At 56.3% G+C, this 21,479-nt stretch carries 14 protein-coding genes and 2 rRNA genes; 3 read left to right on the top strand and 13 right to left on the bottom strand.

Features of this window, described 5'->3' with window-relative positions; all coding sequences use genetic code 11:
• Positions 1 to 226: 226 nt before the first annotated feature.
• The 8 genes from BM007_RS19600 to bcsR all read right to left on the bottom strand — a co-directional run bounded on the left by BM007_RS19600 (position 227) and on the right by bcsR (position 14,371).
• The gene (locus tag BM007_RS19600) at positions 227 to 1,513 is read right to left on the bottom strand and encodes a dicarboxylate/amino acid:cation symporter (protein ID WP_023333768.1); all 1,287 of its coding nucleotides are present in this window, start codon (positions 1,511 to 1,513) and stop codon (positions 227 to 229) included.
• 159 nt (positions 1,514 to 1,672) lie between these two features.
• A complete protein-coding gene (gene hmsP / locus BM007_RS19595; protein WP_024908830.1) occupies positions 1,673 to 3,679 on the bottom strand; it encodes a biofilm formation regulator HmsP in 2,007 nt (668 codons plus the stop codon).
• Positions 3,680 to 3,798: 119 nt separating this feature from the next.
• The gene (gene bcsC, locus BM007_RS19590; RefSeq protein ID WP_090420500.1) at positions 3,799 to 7,281 is read right to left on the bottom strand and encodes a cellulose synthase complex outer membrane protein BcsC; all 3,483 of its coding nucleotides are present in this window, start codon (positions 7,279 to 7,281) and stop codon (positions 3,799 to 3,801) included.
• Positions 7,263 to 8,369 carry a cellulose synthase complex periplasmic endoglucanase BcsZ gene (gene bcsZ / locus BM007_RS19585; protein ID WP_090420497.1) on the bottom strand — a complete coding sequence of 369 codons (1,107 nt, stop codon included), beginning with the start codon at positions 8,367 to 8,369 and terminating at the stop codon, positions 7,263 to 7,265. Before bcsZ ends, bcsC begins: the two co-directional genes overlap by 19 nt.
• Positions 8,370 to 8,375: 6 nt before the next feature.
• Complete coding sequence (bcsB, locus tag BM007_RS19580; RefSeq protein WP_090420493.1) at positions 8,376 to 10,796, bottom strand: cellulose biosynthesis cyclic di-GMP-binding regulatory protein BcsB; 2,421 nt, start codon at positions 10,794 to 10,796, stop codon at positions 8,376 to 8,378.
• Positions 10,797 to 10,806: 10 nt separating this feature from the next.
• Positions 10,807 to 13,422, bottom strand: a complete 2,616-nt coding sequence (gene bcsA, locus BM007_RS19575; protein WP_032648216.1) for a UDP-forming cellulose synthase catalytic subunit — start codon at positions 13,420 to 13,422, stop codon at positions 10,807 to 10,809.
• Positions 13,419 to 14,171, bottom strand: a complete 753-nt coding sequence (gene bcsQ, locus BM007_RS19570) for a cellulose biosynthesis protein BcsQ (RefSeq protein ID WP_024908825.1) — start codon at positions 14,169 to 14,171, stop codon at positions 13,419 to 13,421. The genes bcsA and bcsQ overlap by 4 nt, the downstream gene beginning before the upstream one ends.
• 11 nt (positions 14,172 to 14,182) lie before the next feature.
• Positions 14,183 to 14,371, bottom strand: coding sequence for a cellulose biosynthesis protein BcsR (bcsR, locus tag BM007_RS19565; protein ID WP_024908824.1), 189 nt, complete (start codon positions 14,369 to 14,371; stop codon positions 14,183 to 14,185).
• Positions 14,372 to 14,546: 175 nt separating this feature from the next.
• Here bcsR and bcsE point away from each other — a divergent pair, with 175 nt between their 5' ends.
• The 3 genes from bcsE to bcsG are packed head-to-tail and all read left to right on the top strand — an operon-like array spanning position 14,547 to position 17,972.
• Positions 14,547 to 16,109 carry a cellulose biosynthesis c-di-GMP-binding protein BcsE gene (bcsE, locus tag BM007_RS19560; RefSeq protein ID WP_090420490.1) on the top strand — a complete coding sequence of 521 codons (1,563 nt, stop codon included), beginning with the start codon at positions 14,547 to 14,549 and terminating at the stop codon, positions 16,107 to 16,109.
• Entirely contained in the window at positions 16,103 to 16,300 is a 198-nt protein-coding gene (bcsF, locus tag BM007_RS19555) for a cellulose biosynthesis protein BcsF (protein ID WP_024908822.1), read from the top strand. The genes bcsE and bcsF overlap by 7 nt, the downstream gene beginning before the upstream one ends.
• A complete protein-coding gene (gene bcsG, locus BM007_RS19550; RefSeq protein WP_090420487.1) occupies positions 16,293 to 17,972 on the top strand; it encodes a cellulose biosynthesis protein BcsG in 1,680 nt (559 codons plus the stop codon). The genes bcsF and bcsG overlap by 8 nt, the downstream gene beginning before the upstream one ends.
• Before the next feature lie 48 nt (positions 17,973 to 18,020).
• Here the strand turns inward: bcsG and BM007_RS19545 are convergent, their stop codons facing one another.
• The 5 genes from BM007_RS19545 to BM007_RS19525 all read right to left on the bottom strand — a co-directional run.
• Positions 18,021 to 19,013: a family 8 glycosyl hydrolase gene (locus tag BM007_RS19545; protein WP_090420483.1), complete on the bottom strand. Its 993-nt coding sequence runs from the start codon at positions 19,011 to 19,013 to the stop codon at positions 18,021 to 18,023.
• 16 nt (positions 19,014 to 19,029) lie between these two features.
• Positions 19,030 to 19,992, bottom strand: coding sequence for a bifunctional biotin--[acetyl-CoA-carboxylase] ligase/biotin operon repressor BirA (birA, locus tag BM007_RS19540; RefSeq protein WP_048992968.1), 963 nt, complete (start codon positions 19,990 to 19,992; stop codon positions 19,030 to 19,032).
• Positions 19,989 to 21,017 carry a UDP-N-acetylmuramate dehydrogenase gene (gene murB, locus BM007_RS19535; protein ID WP_048992969.1) on the bottom strand — a complete coding sequence of 343 codons (1,029 nt, stop codon included), beginning with the start codon at positions 21,015 to 21,017 and terminating at the stop codon, positions 19,989 to 19,991. Before murB ends, birA begins: the two co-directional genes overlap by 4 nt.
• 124 nt (positions 21,018 to 21,141) lie before the next feature.
• Positions 21,142 to 21,257 (bottom strand): 5S ribosomal RNA (gene rrf / locus BM007_RS19530).
• Positions 21,258 to 21,328: 71 nt separating this feature from the next.
• Positions 21,329 to 21,479 (bottom strand): 23S ribosomal RNA (locus tag BM007_RS19525); the annotation flags it as partial.

The raw sequence follows: 21,479 nt of genomic DNA, 5'->3' as shown, positions 1-21,479 counted from the left end.
TGAACCCCTGATCAACATTCCTGGTTAAAAAAGAGTGCCTCGCGACGCGCTTCACTCTTAAAGATGACGATGAAAACACGTCGATTAGACCGCGCGTTCGGCAAAACGTCACGGTCCGAAGTGAAATATACCCAAAAAAAATCTTGTCGAATTATGACAGGTATGAACAGTTATTATGCGCAGGAGCCCGCATCCCCACAAGGGAATACGGGCATTTGTGACAAGTTTAAGAGGATAAGCCAGGATTTTTGCTGTCAGTTGAACGATTATTCAGAGTATCGTCGAGCTTTTTGTGATCCAGCTCTTTCACCCATTTCGCCACCACCACCGTTGCCACGCCGTTACCCACCAGGTTGGTTAACGCACGCGCCTCAGACATGAAGCGGTCAATACCCAGAATCAACGCCAGACCCGCCACCGGCAGGTGACCCACAGCAGAAATGGTGGCTGCCAGCACGATAAAGCCGCTGCCCGTTACGCCTGCCGCACCTTTAGAGGAGAGCAGGAGCACCACCAGCAGGGTAATCTGATGGAAAATATCCATATGGCTGTTGGTCGCCTGAGCGATAAATACGGCCGCCATCGTCAGGTATATCGAGGTGCCGTCCAGGTTGAAGGAGTAGCCCGTCGGGATCACCAGCCCGACCACCGATTTACGACACCCGAGTTTCTCCATCTTGTCGAGCATACGCGGCAGCGCCGATTCTGAAGAGGAGGTCCCCAGAACAATCAGCAGTTCTTCACGGATGTAACGGATAAATTTGAAGATGTTGAAACCTGTCGCGCGGGCGATGGAGCCCAGCACCACCACCACGAAAAGGATACAGGTAATATAGAAGCAGATAATCAGCTGACCCAGCTGCACCAGCGTGCCGACGCCATATTTACCGATGGTGAAGGCCATCGCACCGAAGGCACCGATTGGCGCCAGGCGCATGATCATATTGATGATGCCGAAAATGACCTGCGAGAAGCTTTCGATCACATTAAAGATAAGCTGGCCTTTGCTGCCCAGACGGTGCAGGGCAAAACCAAATAACACGGCGAACAGCAGAACCTGGAGGATGTTTCCGCTGGCGAACGCGCCAATGACGCTGCCAGGAATGACGTCCAGCAGGAAGGCGACCACGCCCTGATCTTTCGCCTGCTCGGCATACACCGCGACCGCTTTGGCATCCAGCGTTGAGGGGTCTACGTTCATCCCCGCGCCTGGCTGCACCACGTTGACGATGATCAGACCGATAATCAGCGCAAGGGTACTGACCACTTCGAAATAAAGAAGCGCCACTGCACCGGTACGACCGACCGCCTTCATGCTTTCCATGCCAGCGATGCCCGTGACTACCGTACAGAAGATCACCGGCGCGATGACCATTTTGATGAGCTTAACGAACGCGTCGCCAAGCGGTTTCATTTGCGCGCCCAGCTCAGGGTAATAGTGACCCAGCAGAATACCGATGGCGATGGCTGTCAGGACCTGGAAATAAAGACTTTTGAAGAGTGAGGTTTTCATAAGGTGTCCTTGGGAAGAAAAACCACAGGTTTTGTAAGGTTATGGTTAACCTGCGGCTTTAAAATAACACCCACATAACAGGACAGAAATAAACTCAGTTCAAATTTGAAACACAAATGTTAAGAACTTTGAGCTGGCTCGCACAAGCCAGCAACAAAGTTACACTTTTGCGGGGTCGTCAGCACCAGAAAGGTATCGTTGTTCAAAGACATCCGAAGGAACAGCAGGGGCAAAAAGGAAGCCTTGCCCGCTCTCCACACCCGCCTCTGCCAGCCAGGCGCGTTGCGCGTCGGTTTCAATCCCCTCGGCAATAAGGTGCAGGTTGAGACTGCGCGCCATCTGGATAATCGCCTGCACCATGCTGCTGTCGTCCGGCAGACCGTCGACAAACGCTTTGTCAATTTTGAGCACATCTACCGGAAGGGTTTTCATGTGCTGAAGCTGGCGCAGCCCGGCGTACCCCATGCCAAAATCGTCCAGCGCAATGCGAATACCGGCATTACGCAGCGGCTTCAGGATCGCGACCGCCTCATTGGGGTCGTCAATACGTCTGCTCTCCGTCACTTCCAGGGTTAACGTATCTGGCTTGATGCGGTAACGATGGATCAGCTCCAGCATCTCTGAAACCATGGTCGGGTGCATAAGCTGCAGGGCAGACAGGTTAACCGACAGCGGCAGCGTCACGCCGCGCTCCTGCCAGGCCGCAAGCTGACGGCAGGACTCCTCCAGCACCCAGTAGCCGACGGTAACCATCAGGCCGCAGGACTCAATGCGCTCAATCAGCCCTTCCGGCAGCTCCCATGAACCATCCGGCTGCTGCAGACGCAGCAGAGCCTCGGCGCTTTTCACTTCTCCCGTCAGCAAATTCACCTGCGGCTGTAGCCAGAGGGCAAACTGGCGGTTATCCAGGGCGGTCAGGATATCGCTCTCTTCCGTCAGGCGCTGCTGCGCCTTTTCCATCTGCTCCGGGTCGAAGAACTGGATCTGATTTTTCCCTTTGCGCCGGGCGGTAAACGCCGCCGAGAAGGCACGACGATAAAGCTGTTCCGCCGTTAAATCACCGTAGTACATGGCGATACCGATACTGGCACTCGGGCGAAGCTGGATACCCTGAATGGGCAACCGCTCATTAATGACAGTGAGTACTTGCTGACCTAATGTGATCGCATGCCAGGGCTCTTTTACGCCATTGGCAATCACCACCAGGTCGTAACCGCTGACCTGAGTCAGCACCATGCGCGGAGCAAGGACAGATTTGATCTTTTCCACCAGGGTGAGCAGCAGCATTTCGCGCTGGCTCTCCTTGAGCACGCCAGCCGTGTCCTGCAGAGTTTCGCAGGCGATAACCATCAGCGCCGTGGTTTGCTGGCGCTCAACGGTTTGCTCCAGCATTGCCATCAGGAAGGCTTTATTGGGAAGCTCCGACACCGGGAAGCGCGTGGCGCTGCTGTTTAACTCATCCTGCTGACGCTGGATGCGCTGCTGGTTGAGGTTGTAGCTGCGCACCAGCATGCCTATCTCATCGTCATGATGCAGACGCGGTAGCTCAAGCTGATGTCCCATCTGATCCTGCGGCGCAAGCGTATTCAGCTCGCGGGCGATACGGCGCAGCGGATGAACAATCAGCCGGTTAATGCACCAGGTGAGCGCCACGCTGAGAATAAGCGTCATAAGTAAGCAAGTGGTCACTAACGTAACCACCCAGCTCATGACGAATTTATACATGCGGTAAGAGTCCGCCTGTAATACCAGGTAGGCCAGCGGCTGCGGATTGGCAGGGCGTTCGAGTGAATAAACGGGCAGCGAAATTTGCACCGGCAGTTCAAACAGGCGCATCACCATCATCGGGACGGGACGCTCCGGGATAAAGCTCATCCGCAGCGCCTGAAACTGGTTAGGCAAGACGACGTCGGCGCGGCTAACGACGCCGGCAGGCTGAATGCGTTTTAAAATGGTTTCCGCTTCGGGAATATCCCCTTTCAGGATCGAGGCGGAGAGCGGGCCGCGCACCGAGCGGGCAATACTTTCTAACTGCGAGGCCGTGTTATAGCGATTCTGCTGTACGGAATGAAACAGCAGAATTACGCAGAAAAGCAGGACAAACAGCATGGTGACGGCAGAAACCATCGCCATCTGTTTGATTGTTAAGGAACGGCTGACACGCAAAATGACTCTCCACAAAACTCGAAGCGCAGGGCGCGCCAGGGTGTAAACCTGGCGCGCCTGAGTATACCCGATTGCCGCGCTATTAAGAGAGACTTACAAATGGATTAAGGAAAATCCGATTACCAGTCCGCGTACGGGATGAGCGGCTGCGGCGGTAAGTCCATATCGCCCTGCCAGCCTGCAGCAGAGTAGCGCACATAGATCAGCGCGTGGCTTGGGGTATAGTCTTTCGCTTCCTGAATATCCACGCCCATGCCCACAAACCAGTTGGACGTTACGCGGCGTTCGATAATGGCCCGTGCGGTATAACCCGTACCGGAAGAACTGCTGCCGGTTTCCATCGCGCCCCGGTCGGTATAGCGGTCTGGCTCATCGGTCGGGATCAGATTCTGAATCGGGTAGCGCAGCTCGTCTTTGGTTTTGGAGTGGGACCAGGACACCGAGCCACCCAGCTCCCAGGACCAGTTCTCCGTGCGTTTACGCCAGGTCACCGGCAGCGCGAAGGAGACATACTCCTGCGGACTGTAGTAGCCGCCCTGACCCAGGGTATAACCACTCAGGTCTTTGTCGTAGTGCCAGAGCATATTGGAGACGCCGACCGTCAGACGCTCATTGTTTTTATTAATGAGCTTGTAGTAGTAACCCGTCATCCAGCGGACGCGCCAGTTATCCTCCACATTTTTACCCGTCAGCGTTTCCGCGTTCAGGCTTGACCAGACGCCGTTCGCTTCCCCTTTGTCATAGCTCATACTTACGCCGCCACCGGTGGCGCGTACGCCGCCCCAGGTGGTGCCGGTATTGGTATCTTTTTGCCCGCCGAAGGCCAGCAGAGAGCTGGAGATTGGGCGGCGATGGGCGTTAACGGTATAGCCGATGGGCCCCAGATCGCTGCTGTAGCTGATGCCGCCCACCACGTCGACGACGTCAAAGCCCATTGGCGTGGTGCCAATATCCATCGCCCAGGTTTTATTCTGCCAGCCGACGGCGACGCTTGCGCCATTGTCGGACTGATGGGTGTTGCCGCTACACGGCGTTTCGTAGCAGGTTCCCCATTTAGGGTCGTAAGTCCCGTTCTTGCTATCAAATGAACCGGCGTCCATGTTGACCAGATCGCTTCTGAAGAACATGCGCCCATCAGAGAGCGGGGCATCCACCTGTAGCATAGTGGTATGCGCTTTCAGGTCGGAATAACCGCCCGTGCCGCTGGAGCCCCAGTAGTCGTGCTGCAGCGTGACGTTAACATCCTGCTGACGATACAGGTCACCGGCATCACTGCGCACGCCGCGCTTCAGCCAGTCGTCTTTTTCATCGTTACGCGTCAGACGGGTGAAACTGTCGTTGTCAGCCGGACGCGTCGTGGTGATACCTGTCGATACCATCGCATCTTTATAGGTTTCCAGCGCCTGCTGAGGCTGCCCGTTCTGCGCCTGGAAACGCGCGGCATCACGTAACACCAGCGCGTTTTCCATGGAGCCGGGCTGCGATTTAGCCTGCGGAATGATTTTATTGAAGGTCTGTTCTGCGGCAGCGGAATCGCCCAGGCCCGCCTGCGCCATCGCGATGCGGCGCTGCATATTGAGCGACAGCGGCCGGCCGTTTTGCGCGGCGGGCAGTTTCGCCAGCTCTGCGCGCGCGGCATCTTTGTTACCCTGCGCGCTGTAAATCTCGGTCAGGCCGAGGATTGCGTCTTCGTTCTGCGGTTCACGCTGCAGGACGGCATTGTACGTCGTTTTCGCCGAGTCCAGATCGCCACGCTGCTGTGCCCAGTCCGCCAGCGTGAGGTCGATACGGGTGGAGGTCGGCTGCTGGCGAAGAAGATTCTCTGCGTCCTGCTCTTTGCCGCTGTCGCGCAGACGGTTGGCGGTTTCCAGCACCTGGTTGCTTTGCAGGCGATCGGCAAGTTCCTGAATATTGCCGTTCCACTGGCTGCGCGGCAGCGTGTCCAGATGCGCCAGCGCGGCGCGGTCCTGATCGTTTCCGGAAAGATAGAGCCCGTTGGCGTACACCTGATCCGGATCGGACGGTTTCTGGCTGGCAAGCTGACGCATCAGGGTATCCGCCTGGCTGCGCTGACCCGCGCTGTAGAGATCGCGCGAGAGACGGTAGGTTATCCACACGTCGCCGGGAGAGAGCGCCAGACGACGACGCTGAATGTCTGCTGCCTGCGCGTATTTCCCCTGGTTCTCAAGCTGTTCGGCCTGGGCGGAGAGCTGTTCGTTGGTCAGGCTACGTTCAATGTCGTCTATGCTCCGGCGCTGGCTGGCGGAGAGAGACTGGATAAACTGCGAAGCCTTCTCCGGCGACTGCGCGCGGTAAATATTGGCCAGGCCGCGAACCGCATTGCTGTTGCCACTGTCCATACGCAGCGCCTGGCGATAATAACGTTCCGCCGCGTCGTTATCTTTACGTGCCGCGGCGGCGTCGCCCAGCCCAAGCACGGCATAGCTGTCGGTATTGTCGATACCGCGTGCCTGCTGATAGTAACGCTCCGCCTGCGCCGGGTTATTCGCCTTCAGCGCCGCATCGCCCTGCTGGATCAGCAGCCAGTAGCGGTTAACCTTCAGAAGACTGTCCCATTTACCCCGGTTATCGCTCTGGGGATCGAGGGCAATCGCCTTTTCAAACTGTGCCACCGCGCGGGCGCGGTCGCCCTTCTGAGAATACGCCTGTCCAAGGGCCCCCACAGCCTCACTGTCGGCATGGTTGGCGCTGACGGCTTTTTGCAGCTCCGCCACCGCCTTACTCCCCTGCCCGGCATCCACCGCCGCCAGCCCTTCCGCTTTCGCGCGGAACGCCGGATCGGCGAGCTGTTTTTGCTGCGCTTCAAGCTGGGCACGCGCCGCCGCGACGCTATCCCCGTCGCTGAATACGCTCAGGTATTTTTGCAGCGCGCTGACGCTGGCGCTGCTGGCAGGCTGACCTTTGATTTGGTCATACCACATATCAGACGCCTGGTTACGGCCATTGGTGGATTTGGCCATCTCTTGCAATACCGCAAAGCCTTCATCACGGCGTCCGCTCTGGAACAAAAGCTGGGACAGCGTTGCCTGAAGCTGCGTATTTCCTGGGCTGCTGCTGTTTATTTTCTTGAGCTGGTTAATGGCTGCATTTCGGCGAGCAGGATCTTTCGCCACGACGTTCCAGTATTCCGTGGCCACGTCGCCGCCCGGCGGGTTGCCGTCAAACAGCTTGTCATAGGCGGCAATCGCCTCCTGCGTGTGTCCCGTGGTGGCGAGCAGTCGCGCCTGCTGGAGCTGCTGCCGGCCATCCGGGGTAGAAAGCAGCATCGTGTTGCGTGATGACTGGTACGCACTCGAGCCCGGCGCGATCCCTTTCAGACGATCCAGCTCTTTTTGCGCACCGGCGTTATCGCCCTGGCGCAGCAGGTAGCGAAAGCGTGCGGCAATGACGTCAGGGTTGTTCGGGTCAATCAGCTCCAGACGATAAAGCGACTGACGAACCAAATCCTCACGCTGTGTCGATTCGCCCAGCCGAACCTGTTCCAGCAGCTGTTTCTGCTGCGGAGAGTTGGCGGCTTCAGCCAGCGGCATCAGTGCCAGGCCAAGCGATAAAGTGAGTAGATTTACTGTGAACTTGCGCATTCCTGGCCCCAATCCGGTATTAATTCACCTTTTGCGGTGAAGCGAAAACGATGCTGATCCCATCCTTGCCCAAAGAGAGTCAGCACGTAGCTGTAATAGGCATTGTTATCGGGAAAATGGTCCGCAACGCGCTGGCGCTGAACCGCCTGGGCATCACGCTGTTGTAAAAACGGCAGCATGGCGGCAGAGAACCCGACCGGGCCATTCCCGGTGCGTTTCCCCGTCGCCACATCCACTTTCTCCGGCGGCACACCCCGTTTCATGGTCTTTGCCGCCATCGGCTGGAAGCGCGTCAGCAGCCGGGCTTTCTGAGGATCGTTGTCACTCATCATGCCCACCCAGAGATACACGCGGATGGCGTCGTAGCCGCCCACCAGCGCCTTATCCTGCTGTAACCGCCAGCCTTTGTGTTTCTGATACTGCACCCAGTCCGGCGAAAAGCCTTTCGGCGCACTCTCCAGCAGCAGGCGCAGATTGGTTTCACGAAGCTGGGTCCACGGGGAACCAAAGCGCGTGAAATAACTCGCTAACTGCGGAGGAAGATAGCTGGGGTTAAAGCGCCAGACCTGTTCATCGGCAAAACCGACTTTACCGGGAAGCAGCATTGCGCCGAGCCCCGGCACTTTCACCACTTCCTCGCTGACAATGCGTTTCAGCAACGCTTTACCCGTGCGGGTATAGTCCGGATGTTTCCACAGCCGACCCGCTTCGAGCAGTGACCAGGCGATCCAGACATCGGCGTCAGAGGCGGAGTTGGTATCAATCACCGCCCACGTTTCTTTATCCTTCTGACCCCATAGCCAGGCAGGCAGATGGTCGTTGAGATCGCCGCTGGCAAGATTATCGCGCGTCCACGTCAGCAGCTGGTCAAACGCGTTGCGATCGTTCGCCGCCAGGGCAAAGAACAGGGCGTAGCTTTGCCCTTCCGAGGTCGTAATTTTGCGCGTGTCACTGGGATCAATGACACGCCCGCCCTCACTGATGTAGTCCTTTTTAAACTGCTCCCAGGCAGGCCAGGTACAGGCGGCGCGAAGAGGAAGCGCCGCCAGCATCACCGCTGCTAATGCACACCAGCGAAAGGCTTTCATTACATCTTACTCATCCGGGTTCAGACGACGACGGCTGATGATACGCAGCAGACGCCACAGCACCCATGCCAGCAAGACCACGCTGACCGCAGCCAGGATGGCGAGCAGCACCGGATGGTTAGCCAGCGCATACCACAGGCGTTCAAACCACGGCAGATGGCCCACGTAGTACACATCGCCCACGCGCAGGCTATTGACGCCGGACTCACGGATCACCGACACGGAACCAAACATCGCGGCACGTTTACCGCTGTCGTTCATGGCCGTATTGAGGAGTTCATACCCGCGCGGGCTGTCCGCAAGGAGAGCCAGCACGCTGCGCTGTTCGTTGTATGGGGACTGGAAGCCCACCACTGCGGCCATCGCCCCCTGAGACGTTACCGTCGTCTGCGCGCTGGCCTGACGGTCGTTCACATCCGGCATAATGCTCGGGAACTCGGTCTGGCGCAGCGGCGTGTTAACCCAGGACTGGGCCGCTTTCACCAGCAGATCGATACGCTTGTCATCCTTTAGCTTATCGGGAATGGTACCGATCACCATGATGTCAGCGTCTTTGTTCTGAATCTGGCTGCCATCGTCCGTCAACGTGACGTTAATCGCCGGTAATCCTGTTTGTCCCCCAACGGTCGCCATGGTGTCCAGCAGGGTCGTGACCTGCCCTTCGTTTGGCGCTTTTGGCATCACCACAATGGACTCAGAGAGATCGGCCATGCGGCTGAACGGGAAGCCCGCGTTAGCAAACGCGCGCAGGTCCGGCATCGCCAGGAAGTGATAGTACTTCGAGAAGTCGATGGTCGACTCATCGCCAATCACCACGTGGTTCTGAACCGGCTGGAAGGTGATGCAGTTTTCCGCCGAGCCGCCAGGCATCGGGTTCATGTACTGGAAGTCAAAGCGCAGCTGGTTTATCGCACCCAGCTTCAGTGCCGGAATGGAAACATCCGTTTTACCGTCCAGCAGCCCCTGCAGCACCGGCAGGCGAAGCATCAGGCGGTTAGTATCCTGCGTGCTTTGCAGGCTGAAGGATTGCAGGAACTGGTTGTTGAGGCTGATATCCATGCGCGAGCTGTCTTTGGTGGCTGGCGCGGTATAGCGGTAGTTCAGATTGATATCAATGCCGTTGGTACGTAACAGGTACAGATCCGGCGGCAGATTCAGCGACAGGCTAATCGGCGCTGGCTCAAGCCCCGTCGCCTGCAGCTGTTCTTCATAGGTTTTCAGCTCGCCAAAGGTGACCGCACGGTCGGTACGCACCCAGTTTGGCGCATCATACGGTTTACGCGCCAGCAGCGGTTTGACCTCATCTATCACCACGCTGTTGCCGCGGAACAGGACGTTGCCTTGGGCAATGGCTTTTGCTGCCTGCACCAGATCTTTATCATCACGACCAAAGACCACCAGCAGCTTCACGTACGGGTTTTCCGGATGGCTTATCATCTCAACGGTCGGCGCTTTGACGTCCGGATGATCGCGCAGGAAGGCCGGGCGTTTCGCGTTGGTCGCAAACACAATGGCATTTCTGTCCGGCAGCTTGTCATACATCGCCGGGAAGCTCTGGCCGCGCCAGCCCGCGCGTGAACCAAACCAGGACGCCACGATGGTGGCCGCCAGCTGCTCGGTCACGTCCGGGGAAGAGGCAAACACCATCGGCAACGTGAGCGGACGGTTATCACGCGGATCAAAGAACGGAACCGGGAAGGCCGAAAGATCGTTTTTCAACGCCAGCGACTGGTAGGTCAGCTGCAGCGAGGAGTTACGCCCGACGTCCATCCACAGCGTGTTGCTGGCCGGGTTTTCGCAGACATCGCGGTAGTGACCGACAAATTCCAGACGGATACGGTTAAAGTCGGTGATGAACAGCGGGTTGATCGGCACCTGAGCCTGGGTTTTCTTGCCCAGCTGCTCTTTCGTGACCGGCAGGACGTCCATCAGCTCATCATTCAGGTAGACCTTCAGCTGAGACTGGGTCGGCAGCAGCGACGGTGACGGGGTGTACTCAAGGTTCAGCACCGCATTAGAGACGACCTCATCGCTGCGCATGCCAAATTCAATGCCGCCGTTAGGGTTGATACCGCGCAGCACCATGCTGCCCGGAGGCGGCGCAATTTGCGCGAAGGTCAGCTTCACGTCCCGTGACGGCGCATTGTCTGCGACGACGGGCGCATTCGCCCCCCGGACGCCCGGCATCACCTGCCCGATGACCTGACCGTCTGCCGGCAGGGTATTCCCCTCCGTTGGCTGGTTCGGCATGATGTTTTCCGTTTGACCGGGTGCCGCGGTGACAACCGGATCGGTTGCTTGCGCGACGACAGGTACCGTTGGCGCAGGCGTTGCCGCTGCATTACCAGGAGCGGCGTTAGCCATTGTTGCGGGGAGGACATTCATCCCCATTGCCACTGCACATAACCAGGAAAGTTTTGTTTTCATCGCGTTATCATCATTGTTGAGCCATAACCGGGTCCGCCTGCTTCGCCTCATCCCGCTCAGGACGACGAGGAATGAACGACACGACCCAGGAAACCAGCGAAGTAAGTGACCGGAAAATTAATTTCACCGACGACGGGGCAAATTCTGCAAGGTGACGATAGCCACGGAACCCCAGCTTCAGAATATCCAGCAGGCTTTCCAGAGGTTTATCTTCCGGGAAGCTGTCCTGCCAGAGAGCCCACGTATCCGCGCGGGCAAACGTACACTGCACAAAATCGATATGCTGCTTTTTGGTCAACGGCATCAGCTGCAGACCGACTTCATTGCCCGCCACGCGAACAACCTGCGTCGGGAAGACATACTCCTGCTGACCGCGCTTAAGCAGCAGGTTAACTTTTTGCCCTTCCAGCACCTTCGCCTGGCCGTTGATTTTGATCCCCAGACCGCCGTCAGAGAAGTCGTGCACGGTACAGGAGAAGAGATGGCCATCTTCACGGGCGATCGCCGCAGGCATGCAGATTTCAACGCGATGCGCGCGACGAACCTGCTTGCTTTCCACCGACACCGCCACCGCGCCGCCGAGGATAATCAGGTTGTAGAAGACCCAGGCCATACTCACGAAGACGGTCAGGATTTCGTTTTCCGGGCCGTAGAAGTAACGCCAGATACCGGCGATGACGCCAACGATATTCAGCAGTACCAGGAAGATATACGGACGGGAGATCACCCAGTCGACGTACTCTTCTTCCACCAGACCGCCCTTCGCGGTGACGTTGAATTTCCCTTTATGCGGGTTAATCAGCGCCACCATCGTCGGCGGTGCGATGTACCAGGCCAGCACCGTTTCGTAGATTTCACTCCAGAAGGAGTGGCGGTATTTACCCTGTATCTTCGAGTTCGTCAGGCTCGCGTGGATCATGTGCGGCAGAACAAACAGCGCAATCATCAGCGCCGGGGCGTAGATGATATAAGCGTGAAGGAGCAGGAACGCCAGCGGCGCGGTCAGGAAGATCAGCCGCGGAATACCGGATAAGAAGTGGAACATGGCGTTGACGTAGCAGAGACGCTGCGCCAGCTTGAGCCCTTTCCCGATCAGTGGGTTATCGAGACGGAAAATCTGCACCATCCCGCGCGCCCAGCGAATACGCTGACCAATGTGCGCCGACAGTGACTCCGTTGCCAGACCGGCAGCCTGCGGAATGCGCATATAGGCTGAGGTATAGCCACGACGGTGCAGGCGCAGCGAGGTATGCGCATCTTCGGTGACCGTTTCGACGGCGATGCCACCAATTTCATCCAGCGGTTTACGGCGGATAACCGCACAGGAGCCGCAGAAGAAGGTGGCATCCCACATGTCGTTTCCGTCCTGCACCAGGCCATAGAACAGCGTGCCTTCGTTCGGGGTTTTACGGAAACGGCCAAGGTTACGTTCAAACGGGTCCGGCGAGAAGAAGTGGTGCGGCGTCTGCATCATCGCCAGCTCTTTCTCCTTCAGGAACCAGCCCATGGTCATCTGCAGGAACGAGCGCGTCGGCACGTGGTCGCAGTCAAAGATCGAGACAAACTCCCCGGTGGCATACTTCAACGCGTTGTTGATGTTCCCGGCTTTAGCATGTTCGTGCGTCGGACGGGCGATGTACTCGACGCCGACCTCCTCTGCGAACTGGCGGAATGCCGGACGGTTGCCGTCATCCAGGATCCAGACCTTGAGCTTATCTTTCGGCCAGTCGATGCCCAGCGCGGCATAGATGGTGTTCTTCACCACGCTCAGGTCTTCGTTGTAGGTCGGCACGAAGAGATCGACGGTTGGCCACTGGGTGGTGTCCTTTGGCAGCGGAACCGGCTGGCGGTTGAGCGGCCAAATCACCTGGAAATAGCCCAGCACCAGCACAATCCAGGCGTAGGTTTCAGCAAACAGCAGCACCAGGCCGCACACCAGACTCACCGGGTCGTCCCAGTTCAGCGTCGAGGTATAACGCCACCAGATGTAGCGACAGGAGACGGTCAACGACAACACAATCAGCATCAGCGCCGAGAAGCGGCCCGGAATACGGCGGACCAACAGCGCCACGCCCCACAGCAGGATCAGGAAGGTGAACTGCGCCAGAGGGTTGAAAGGCTGCGTAATACAGACCAGCGCCAGAATGAGCGAGAACACGACGATCACGCCGAGGATAAAACGCCGCAAGCCCGGGTGGAGATGCCCGAGCTCTTTATGGTTATCCAGATGGCTGGTCTTATCGCTGACGCTGTTGGGCAGTTTATCCAGCCACTGGTGGTAGCGTTCACGTAGCTGCTGCACGCGGGAGAAACTGCGCCAGTGCGGCGTTTTTGTCTCCGCGCGGGATGAGGTCGCCACCAGCCAGATGGCCTGAATGAGATAACGCGCCGGATCCAGTGGACGCGGACGGTCAGGATTAATGTGCGGATACAATTCACTGTGCCGGGCACGTATGCGCTGCCAGCGCGGGTGTTCGAGTGGAATAAACATCCAGGCCAGAATCATCCAGAAACAGCCGAGCGCGGCGCTGAATGCCGACGCGCCGTGACGGCGAAAATGCCGGTAATGTTCGCTCAAACGCGAACTGACCGGTGGGATGAGTAACCAGCTGGCGAGACGACTCATACATCACTCCCTGCATGCTCCGCCCTGTTGGCGAAGTTCAGCAGACACCAGTTAGCCAGCGTCAGGATCTCTTCTGCCGCCAGTGAATCGCTACGGTATTCGCCGAGCGGTTGCTTCGACGCAAGGCATTCCGCCATGCCCTCATCACGATGGATGACAATGGGAAGCAGGCGGCGCTGGCTCTGCAGCCAGACCTGATACAGATCGTCCTGGATCTGGCTGCCAATGCGCAAATCGTTAATCAGGATATGGCCATTTTGAGGTAGCCCCTGCTGATGCAGGCGGATATGGCAGTTCGCATCGACGTTGACGATCGAGAGCACATGATCGCACTGGGCAATAAGCTGTCTGGTCAGCGTGCCGGCGCCGTGCGGCAGATCCAGCAGGATCCACTTGTAGTGCCCCTTTTCTTTCAGGGTCTGCAGCGCCAATGTGAACTGCGAAAACAGACGCTGATACGCGGCTTCATTCTCGCGCTCCGTGGTGGTCAGTTGACCAAACGGCAGCAGATCGAGCTGGGAGGTATAGCGCATCCCTGCATCCTGCCAGTCTTTATCGTCGAGCAGCGCACGGGCCCAGCCCTCTTCGCGAGTAAAATCGACGTTAAACGACATACGCAGCAAATTATCGGCGCAGGCGTCAATAACCAGCACCGATTCACCTAAAAGCTGTAATGACCACGCCAGCGCCGCGGTAACAGATGTGGTACCCACACCGCCACGGACACCCTGTAATCCGAGTATGGCCATCAATGGCTCCCTTAATGTTGATGGGCGAATTCAGCTAATAACGGCCAGCGTTTAATAGCCGCGGCCAACTGTTCCCGCTGGGAAATATCGGTGTAATCTATTTCAGGTAAAGAAAAGGCCTGCGTCAGCGCCAGAAAATCGTTTTGGAATGTGTAACCCAGGGTCGAATCGACTGGGGTTCCGGGTTCGTTATTATCCATTCTTTTTCCATCCCTTTGAGGAAAATCGCACGCTAAAGAAGTTGCGGGGCTTCCTGCCCTGACAAATTTCATTTACATGCTAAATCTGATGTTCTTTAATTTCAATGTTAGGTTTATTTCTACGCTTTCGCTAGTAAACTGAGATACAGATAAATTAGACGAAAAGAGGGACACCGTGGACTCCATATTTTCTATTGGCATCCAGTCATTATGGGACGAATTGAGCCACATGCCAGTCGGAGGAGTCTGGTGGATTAATACGGACCGAAATGAAGATGCTATCAGTCTGGTAAACCAGACAATTGCTGCCCAGGATAAGGATTCCCGCGTGGCCGTCATTAGCATGGGCGAAGATCCGAAGAAAATTATCACGCTGGAAAACGATTGCGGGCCTCAGACGGTGCGATTATTTTCCATGACATCGGATGCCGATAGTCTATACTTTTTGTCCCGCGACGTTCAGTGCACTATTGATCCGGATCACTATTTAGTGATCCTTAAATGCGCAAATAACGTCCTGCAAAATATCCCTTCTGAAAAACTGCTGCCGTGGCTGGAAAAAATCAATAAATGGGCAAAATTTCAAAATTGCACGCTATTGATAGTCAATCCCGGCAGTAATAATGACAAGCTATTCTCACTTTTAATGGGTGAATATCGCTCCCTGTTCGGTCTGGCAAGCGTTCGTGACCAGGCGGGAAGCTATCTCTACGATATTGCATTCTGGTGTAATGAAAAAGGTGTGAGCGCCAGGCAACAACTTACGCTGAAACATATCGAGGGTAAGTGGCACCTGGCGCAGCAGGAAGAAACCGTGGTGCAACCGCGCAGTGATGAAAAACGCATTCTGAGCCATATCGCGGTTTTAGAGGGAGCACCTGCCCTGTCGGAAAACTGGTCACTGTTTGAATCTAACGAAACCCTCTTCCATGAAGCGCGCACAACCCAGGCGGCAACGATTATTTTCTCGCTGATGCAGAATAACCAGATTGAGACGCTGGCGAGGCAAATCCACACCTTGCGCCGCCAGCGCGGCAGTGCGTTAAAAATCATCGTACGCGAAAACAATACCAGCCTGCGCGCCACCGATGAGCGCCTGCTTCTGGGTTGCGGCGCCAATATGGTTATTCCCTGGAATGCGCCATTATCACGCTGCCTGACGCTTATCGAAAGCGTTCAGGGCCAGCAGTTTAGCCGCCATGTTCCGGAAGACATTTCCACGCTGCTCTCCATGACGCAGCCGATGAAGCTGCGCGGATACCAAAAATGGGATACCTTCTGCGACGCCGTCGGCAACATGATGAGCAATACGCTTCTTCCAGCTGACGGAAAAGGGGTTATGGTTGCCCTGCGCCCTGTTCCGGGTATCCGCGTTGAACAGGCGCTTACCTTATGCCGCCCGAACCGTACAGGGGACATCATGACCATTGGCGACAATCGCCTGGTGCTGTTTTTGTCCTTCTGCCGGGTAAACGATCTCGATACGGCGCTTAACCACATCTTCCCTCTGCCTACCGGGGATATTTTCTCGAACCGTATGATTTGGTTCGAAGATAATACGATCAGCGCGGAGCTGGTGCAGATGCGTGCGCTTCAGCCTGAACAATGGGTTAAACCGCTCGCTATCAAGAGCGATGCCAAACCGATCCTCAATGCCAGACATGATGGACACGTCTGGCGTCGGGTGCCGGAACCCCTTCGCTTATTAACAGACAACGCGGAGAACGCATCATCATGAATATCAGCGATATTATTCAACTGGTTATATTCTGTGCGCTGATCTTTTTCCCGCTTGGCTACTATGCGCGTCATTCCATACGCCGTATCCGTGATACGGCCAGAGTGCTGTTTATAAAACCTCGCTACGTAAAACCAGCCGGAACACTGACACGGGCATCACACGTCAAGGCAGACCGAAAACATGACTAATTCTACCTATACCGCTTCGTCACCCTCGCCGCTCTGGCAATACTGGCGCGGCCTTTCCGGCTGGAACTTCTACTTTCTGGTGAAGTTTGGTCTGCTTTGGGCAGGCTATCTGAATTTCCATCCTCTACTCAACCTCGTGTTTATGGCCTTCCTGCTGATGCCGCTGCCAAATATCAGGCTGCATCGCTTACGTCACTGGGTTGCCATCCCCGTCGGCTTTGCGCTGTTCTGGCATGATACCTGGCTACCGGGGCCGGACAGCATTATGAGCCAGGGGTCCCAGGTGGCGGGCTTTAGCGCCAGCTATGTCCTCGATCTGACCGAGCGGTTTATTAACTGGCAGATGATAGGCGCGGTATTTGTGCTGCTGGTTGCCTGGCTGTTCCTGTCACAGTGGATCCGCGTCACGGTGTTTGTCGTCGCGATTATGATCTGGCTTAACGTGCTGACCCTGGCTGGGCCAAACTTTTCGCTGTGGCCTGCCGGTCAACCGACCACCACGGTGACCACCACCGGGGGAAGCGCGGCGGCCACCGTCACCACGGCAGGCGATACGCCAGTGGTGGGTGATATCCCAACCCAGACAGCACCGCCGACCTCAACCAACCTGAACGCCTGGCTCTCCAGTTTCTATACCGCGGAAGACAAGCGACAGACGAAATTCCCGGATGCGCTGCCGGCGGATGCTCAGCCGTTTGAACTGCTGGTGATCAACATCTGCTCTCTCTCCTGGGCCGATGTGGATGCAGCCGGTTTGATGTCTCATCCGCTGTGGTCTCATTTCGACATTCAGTTTAAAGATTTCAACTCTGCCACCTCCTACAGCGGCCCGGCGGCCATCCGCCTCCTGCGTGCAAGCTGCGGTCAGACATCGCATAAGAATCTGTATCAACCCGCCGGCAACCAGTGTTATCTGTTCGATAACCTCGCCAAGCTGGGCTTTACGCAGCATCTGATGCTGGGACATAACGGTCAGTTCGGTAACTTCCTGAAAGAAGTGCGCGAACAGGGTGGTATGCAGTCACCGCTGATGGACCAAACCGGTCTTCCTGTCTCTCTGCTGGGCTTCGACGGCTCGCCCGTCTATGACGATACCGCCGTCCTGGAACGCTGGCTGCAGACCATCGAAAAAGACAGTAATCCACGCAGCGCGACGTTCTTTAATACCCTGCCGCTCCACGACGGTAACCATTTCCCGGGCGTGAGCAAAACGGCAGATTATAAAGTGCGTGCGCAGAAGTTCTTCGACGAGCTGGACGCGTTCTTCACGGAGCTGGAAAAATCAGGCCGTAAAGTGATGGTGGTTGTGGTGCCTGAGCACGGTGGTGCGCTGAAAGGTGACAGAATGCAGGTGTCAGGTCTGCGTGATATCCCAAGCCCGTCGATTACCAACGTACCTGCAGGCATTAAATTCTTTGGTATGAAGGCACCGCATCAGGGCGCGCCAATAGAGATTACGCAGCCAACCAGCTATCTGGCAATCTCAGAACTGGTTGCCCGCGCCGTTGACGGGAAACTCTTTGTGGAAGATAGCGTGAACTGGGACCAGCTCACCAGCAAACTGCCACAAACGGCAGAAGTCTCGGAGAACGCCAACGCGGTAGTGATTCAGTATCAGAACAAACCGTACGTTCGCCTGAACGGCGGGGATTGGGTACCGTATCCACAGTAACTGATTTACCCCTCTCCCCATCGGGGAGAGGGGATAGCCAGTGCGTTATTATTGCGCTGAAATCCACACCAGCATTTTCAGACTTGCCGAATAGTAGTCGTCCTTAGACGTGATTTCGGGTTCTCCGGAAGACTGTCCCATCGTTAAATCCCTAACCGCCAGCAGACCACCTTCCATCATGTAGGGCGCATATTCGTTAGTCGTCACGTCAACCCAGGCGGGCGTTTGTTCCCGGGGGAACTGACCGAACCAGGCCTTCCACGGCGTCAGGAGCGGACTTTGTTTATCAGACCAGGCAACGTACAGCGGAATACGAATCGCGTCATAGCTCATTCGCGGTGGCCAGCCTTTAGCGGGAGCCAGCTTGCCACCTGATGTCAGTGAAACCCAGTCAGTGGGCAAGTTCGCTTTACCCGAGCCCATTTTCCCCAGCAGGCGTTCCCCGTCCTTAATCAAATCGCGCCAGACCGGCAAATGACTGCGTCCGGCGAAGGCCTGCCAGGCCGGAAACACAAAATAGGAAGGATTAAGAACCACTTCACCGTCAAGCTTAAATCCCTGGACGCCGGGCAGCATCACGCGGTAACCCGCATAGCGGATGACGCTATGGGCGACCAGCGCTTTTGTAATAGCATCCGATGCGGCGCTGTAGCGTTTGTCATGCCAGCGGGCATCGGCTTTAAGCAGCGCCCAGGCAATCAGCACATCGCCATCGGCAGCGTTGTTTTTGTCGGCGATCGGGTTGGACTCTGCGGGGTTATAGCGCCAGTAAAACAGTCCGTTCTCTTTGTTCTTCAGCTCACGGTTTGTCCATTGCCAGAGCTTATCGAACGTGGCCTTATCGTCGTTGGCCACTGCCATCAGCATGGCAAAGCCCTGACCTTCCGTATGCGACACGCCGCCATTGCCGGTATCGACAATGCGGCCTTCCGGTTTGAAAAAGCGCGCCTTGTAACTCTCCCAGGCCTGACCCGCCTGAGAGAGGGGTGAGAACAGCAGACTCATCATGACGGCCAGCGTCGCGCAGACGGGTTTTCGCATCGTTCACTCCATCCGGTTATTCGGCACTTCGCAGGGAAATCTCACCGCCCATCCAGGGTTTGATCACGCCATCCTGTTCCAGAAGCAGCGCGCCCTGAGCGTCAATACCGCGGGAAGTCCCGTAGATCTCTTTATCACCGATCAGCAATTTCACCGGGCGGTTGATGAAGTTATCCAACTTTTCCCAACGAGACAGGAACGGTGCCAGCCCTTCCTGCTCAAAAAGCGTGAGCGAGCTGCGCAGCTCTTTAATCATACGTACAGCAAGGGTGTTACGATCGATGACGATCCCCGCCTCCTGGAGGTTAGTCCAGGCCTGGTTCACCACATCATTTTGGACATTGCGCATCACCATATTGAGGCCTGCACCAATGACGATTTGCGCCGCATCGCCCGTTTTTCCCGTCAGTTCGACCAGAATCCCGGCAAGTTTACGATCGTTGAGGTAGAGGTCGTTTGGCCATTTTACGCGTACTTTATCAGCCCCCAGATCGTGCAACACTTCCGCCATGACGATGCCGATGACCAGACTCAGGCCAATGGCAGCGGCCGGGCCCTGATCGAGTCGCCAGTACATGGACAGATAGAGGTTAGCGCCAAAGGGTGAAAACCATTTGCGGCCACGACGGCCGCGACCGGCCTGTTGATATTCAGCAACGCAGGCATCGCCGGATTTCAGCTCAGGCAGACGATCCAGAAGATACTGGTTCGTCGAATCAATCACCGGTAGCACCGCCACATTGCCGTGTCCAATCTGGCTGCGGATCGCGTCTTCATTCAGCAACTGAATCGGCTCCGGCAGGCTGTAGCCTTTTCCGGGAACCGTAAATACATCAACACCCCAGTCACGGAGCGTCTGGATATGCTTGTTAATGGCGGCGCGGCTCATGCCCAGCTGTTCACCCAGCTGCTCGCCGGAATGGAATTCACCGTCCGCCAGGATACCAATCAGGGTTAACGGGACCGTATTGTCCTTCATGCGATAGTCTCCACAGCGTTGACTTCACCTGTGCGACCAATGAAGCGGACTTCTGGCTCCAGCCAGACGTTAAATTTTTCGCCGACACGCTGGCGAACGTAGTGAGCCAGCTGTACCACATCGTCGCTGGTCGCATCGCGCTGGTTAATCAGCACCAGGGCCTGCTGTTGGTGAACGGCGGCACCGCCTACTGAAGTGCCTTTTAGCTGGCATTGATCGATGAGCCACCCCGCGGCCAGCTTCACGCTGCCATCCGTCTGAGGGTAATGTGGCGCTGCGGGCCATCCTTCAAGAAAGACTTTTGCATTTTCGCTGCTGATAACCGGGTTTTTGAAGAAGCTTCCTGCATTTCCGTTTACTTTTGGATCGGGAAGCTTGGTCATCCGCATATGGCAAACCGAGTCAAAGACGTCGCGAGCGGTAACGGTCGCCGGATCGAGACGCGTTAAATCCCCGTAGGTCAATACGGGCTGCCAGTTCTTCGACAGACGCAAACCCACGGCGACAATCACGTAGCGATCCTGATATTCATGTTTGAAGATACTGTCACGATAGCCAAAACGGCACTGTTCTGCGGTTAAACGCGTCGCCGTTCCGGTCGCCAGCTCGATGCAGTCGACATATTCACAGACGTGTTTCAGTTCGATGCCGTAGGCGCCGATGTTTTGAATAGGTGACGATCCGGCGCAGCCTGGAATAAGCGCAAGGTTTTCCAGACCCGGCATCCCTTTTTCGAGGGTAAATTGCACCAGATGATGCCAGTTTTCTCCGGCACCCACGTGCACGTGCCAGCTATCGGCACGCTCTACCACATCAATTCCCATGATGCGGTTAACGATCACCGTTCCCGCAAAATCATCGAGAAACAGGACATTACTTCCTTCGCCCAGAATCAGTACGGGTTCGTTATTTTCTGTCGCGTTTTGCCATGCATCCAGCAGCTGCTGTGCAGTATCGGCACGTACAATTTGATTAGCATTGCGTTGAATGCCAAAGGTATTCCATGGCTTAAGGGAGTGGTTCATAGACGCTATCCTGATGCAAAAACGCAGGTAGTTTACCGTATAAGCAGGGTGATGGGGGATCAGTTTGTGCAGCGTATAAACGCAAAAAGGCCATCCTTTCGGATGGCCTCTTCACTTGTTTGATGCCTGGCAGTTCCCTACTCTCACATGGGGAGACCCCACACTACCATCGGCGCTACGGCGTTTCACTTCTGAGTTCGGCATGGGGTCAGGTGGGACCACCGCGCTAAAGCCGCCAGGCAAATTCTGTTTAATCTGTATCAAGGCTGAAAATCGTGTCTGTCTCTTCGCCAAAACATCTTCGGCGTTGTAAGGTTAAGCCTCACGGTTCATTAGTATCGGTTAGCTCAACGCATCGCTGCGCTTACACACCCGACCTATCAACGTCGTCGTCTTCAACGTTCCTTCAGGAGACTTAAAGTCTCAGGGAGAACTCATCTCGGGGCAAGTTTCGTGCTTAGA

The sequence above is a fragment of the Enterobacter sp. NFIX59 genome (assembly GCF_900113755.1).
Taxonomy (GTDB): Bacteria; Pseudomonadota; Gammaproteobacteria; order Enterobacterales; family Enterobacteriaceae; genus Enterobacter; species Enterobacter pseudoroggenkampii.
This window is presented reverse-complemented; position numbering and strand designations above follow the sequence as displayed.

Bases quoted from the DNA above. Each gene is read 5' to 3' on its own strand.
- BM007_RS19600 (WP_023333768.1), bottom strand. From the start codon at position 1,513: ATGAAAACCTCACTCTTCAAAAGTCTTTATTTCCAGGTCCTGACAGCC.
- bcsC (WP_090420500.1), bottom strand. From the start codon at position 7,281: ATGCGCAAGTTCACAGTAAATCTACTCACTTTATCGCTTGGCCTGGCA.
- bcsZ (WP_090420497.1), bottom strand. From the start codon at position 8,369: ATGAAAGCCTTTCGCTGGTGTGCATTAGCAGCGGTGATGCTGGCGGCG.
- bcsB (WP_090420493.1), bottom strand. From the start codon at position 10,796: ATGAAAACAAAACTTTCCTGGTTATGTGCAGTGGCAATGGGGATGAAT.
- bcsA (WP_032648216.1), bottom strand. From the start codon at position 13,422: ATGAGTCGTCTCGCCAGCTGGTTACTCATCCCACCGGTCAGTTCGCGT.
- bcsQ (WP_024908825.1), bottom strand. From the start codon at position 14,171: ATGGCCATACTCGGATTACAGGGTGTCCGTGGCGGTGTGGGTACCACA.
- bcsR (WP_024908824.1), bottom strand. From the start codon at position 14,371: ATGGATAATAACGAACCCGGAACCCCAGTCGATTCGACCCTGGGTTAC.
- bcsG (WP_090420487.1), top strand. From the start codon at position 16,293: ATGACTAATTCTACCTATACCGCTTCGTCACCCTCGCCGCTCTGGCAA.
- BM007_RS19545 (WP_090420483.1), bottom strand. From the start codon at position 19,013: ATGCGAAAACCCGTCTGCGCGACGCTGGCCGTCATGATGAGTCTGCTG.
- birA (WP_048992968.1), bottom strand. From the start codon at position 19,992: ATGAAGGACAATACGGTCCCGTTAACCCTGATTGGTATCCTGGCGGAC.
- murB (WP_048992969.1), bottom strand. From the start codon at position 21,017: ATGAACCACTCCCTTAAGCCATGGAATACCTTTGGCATTCAACGCAAT.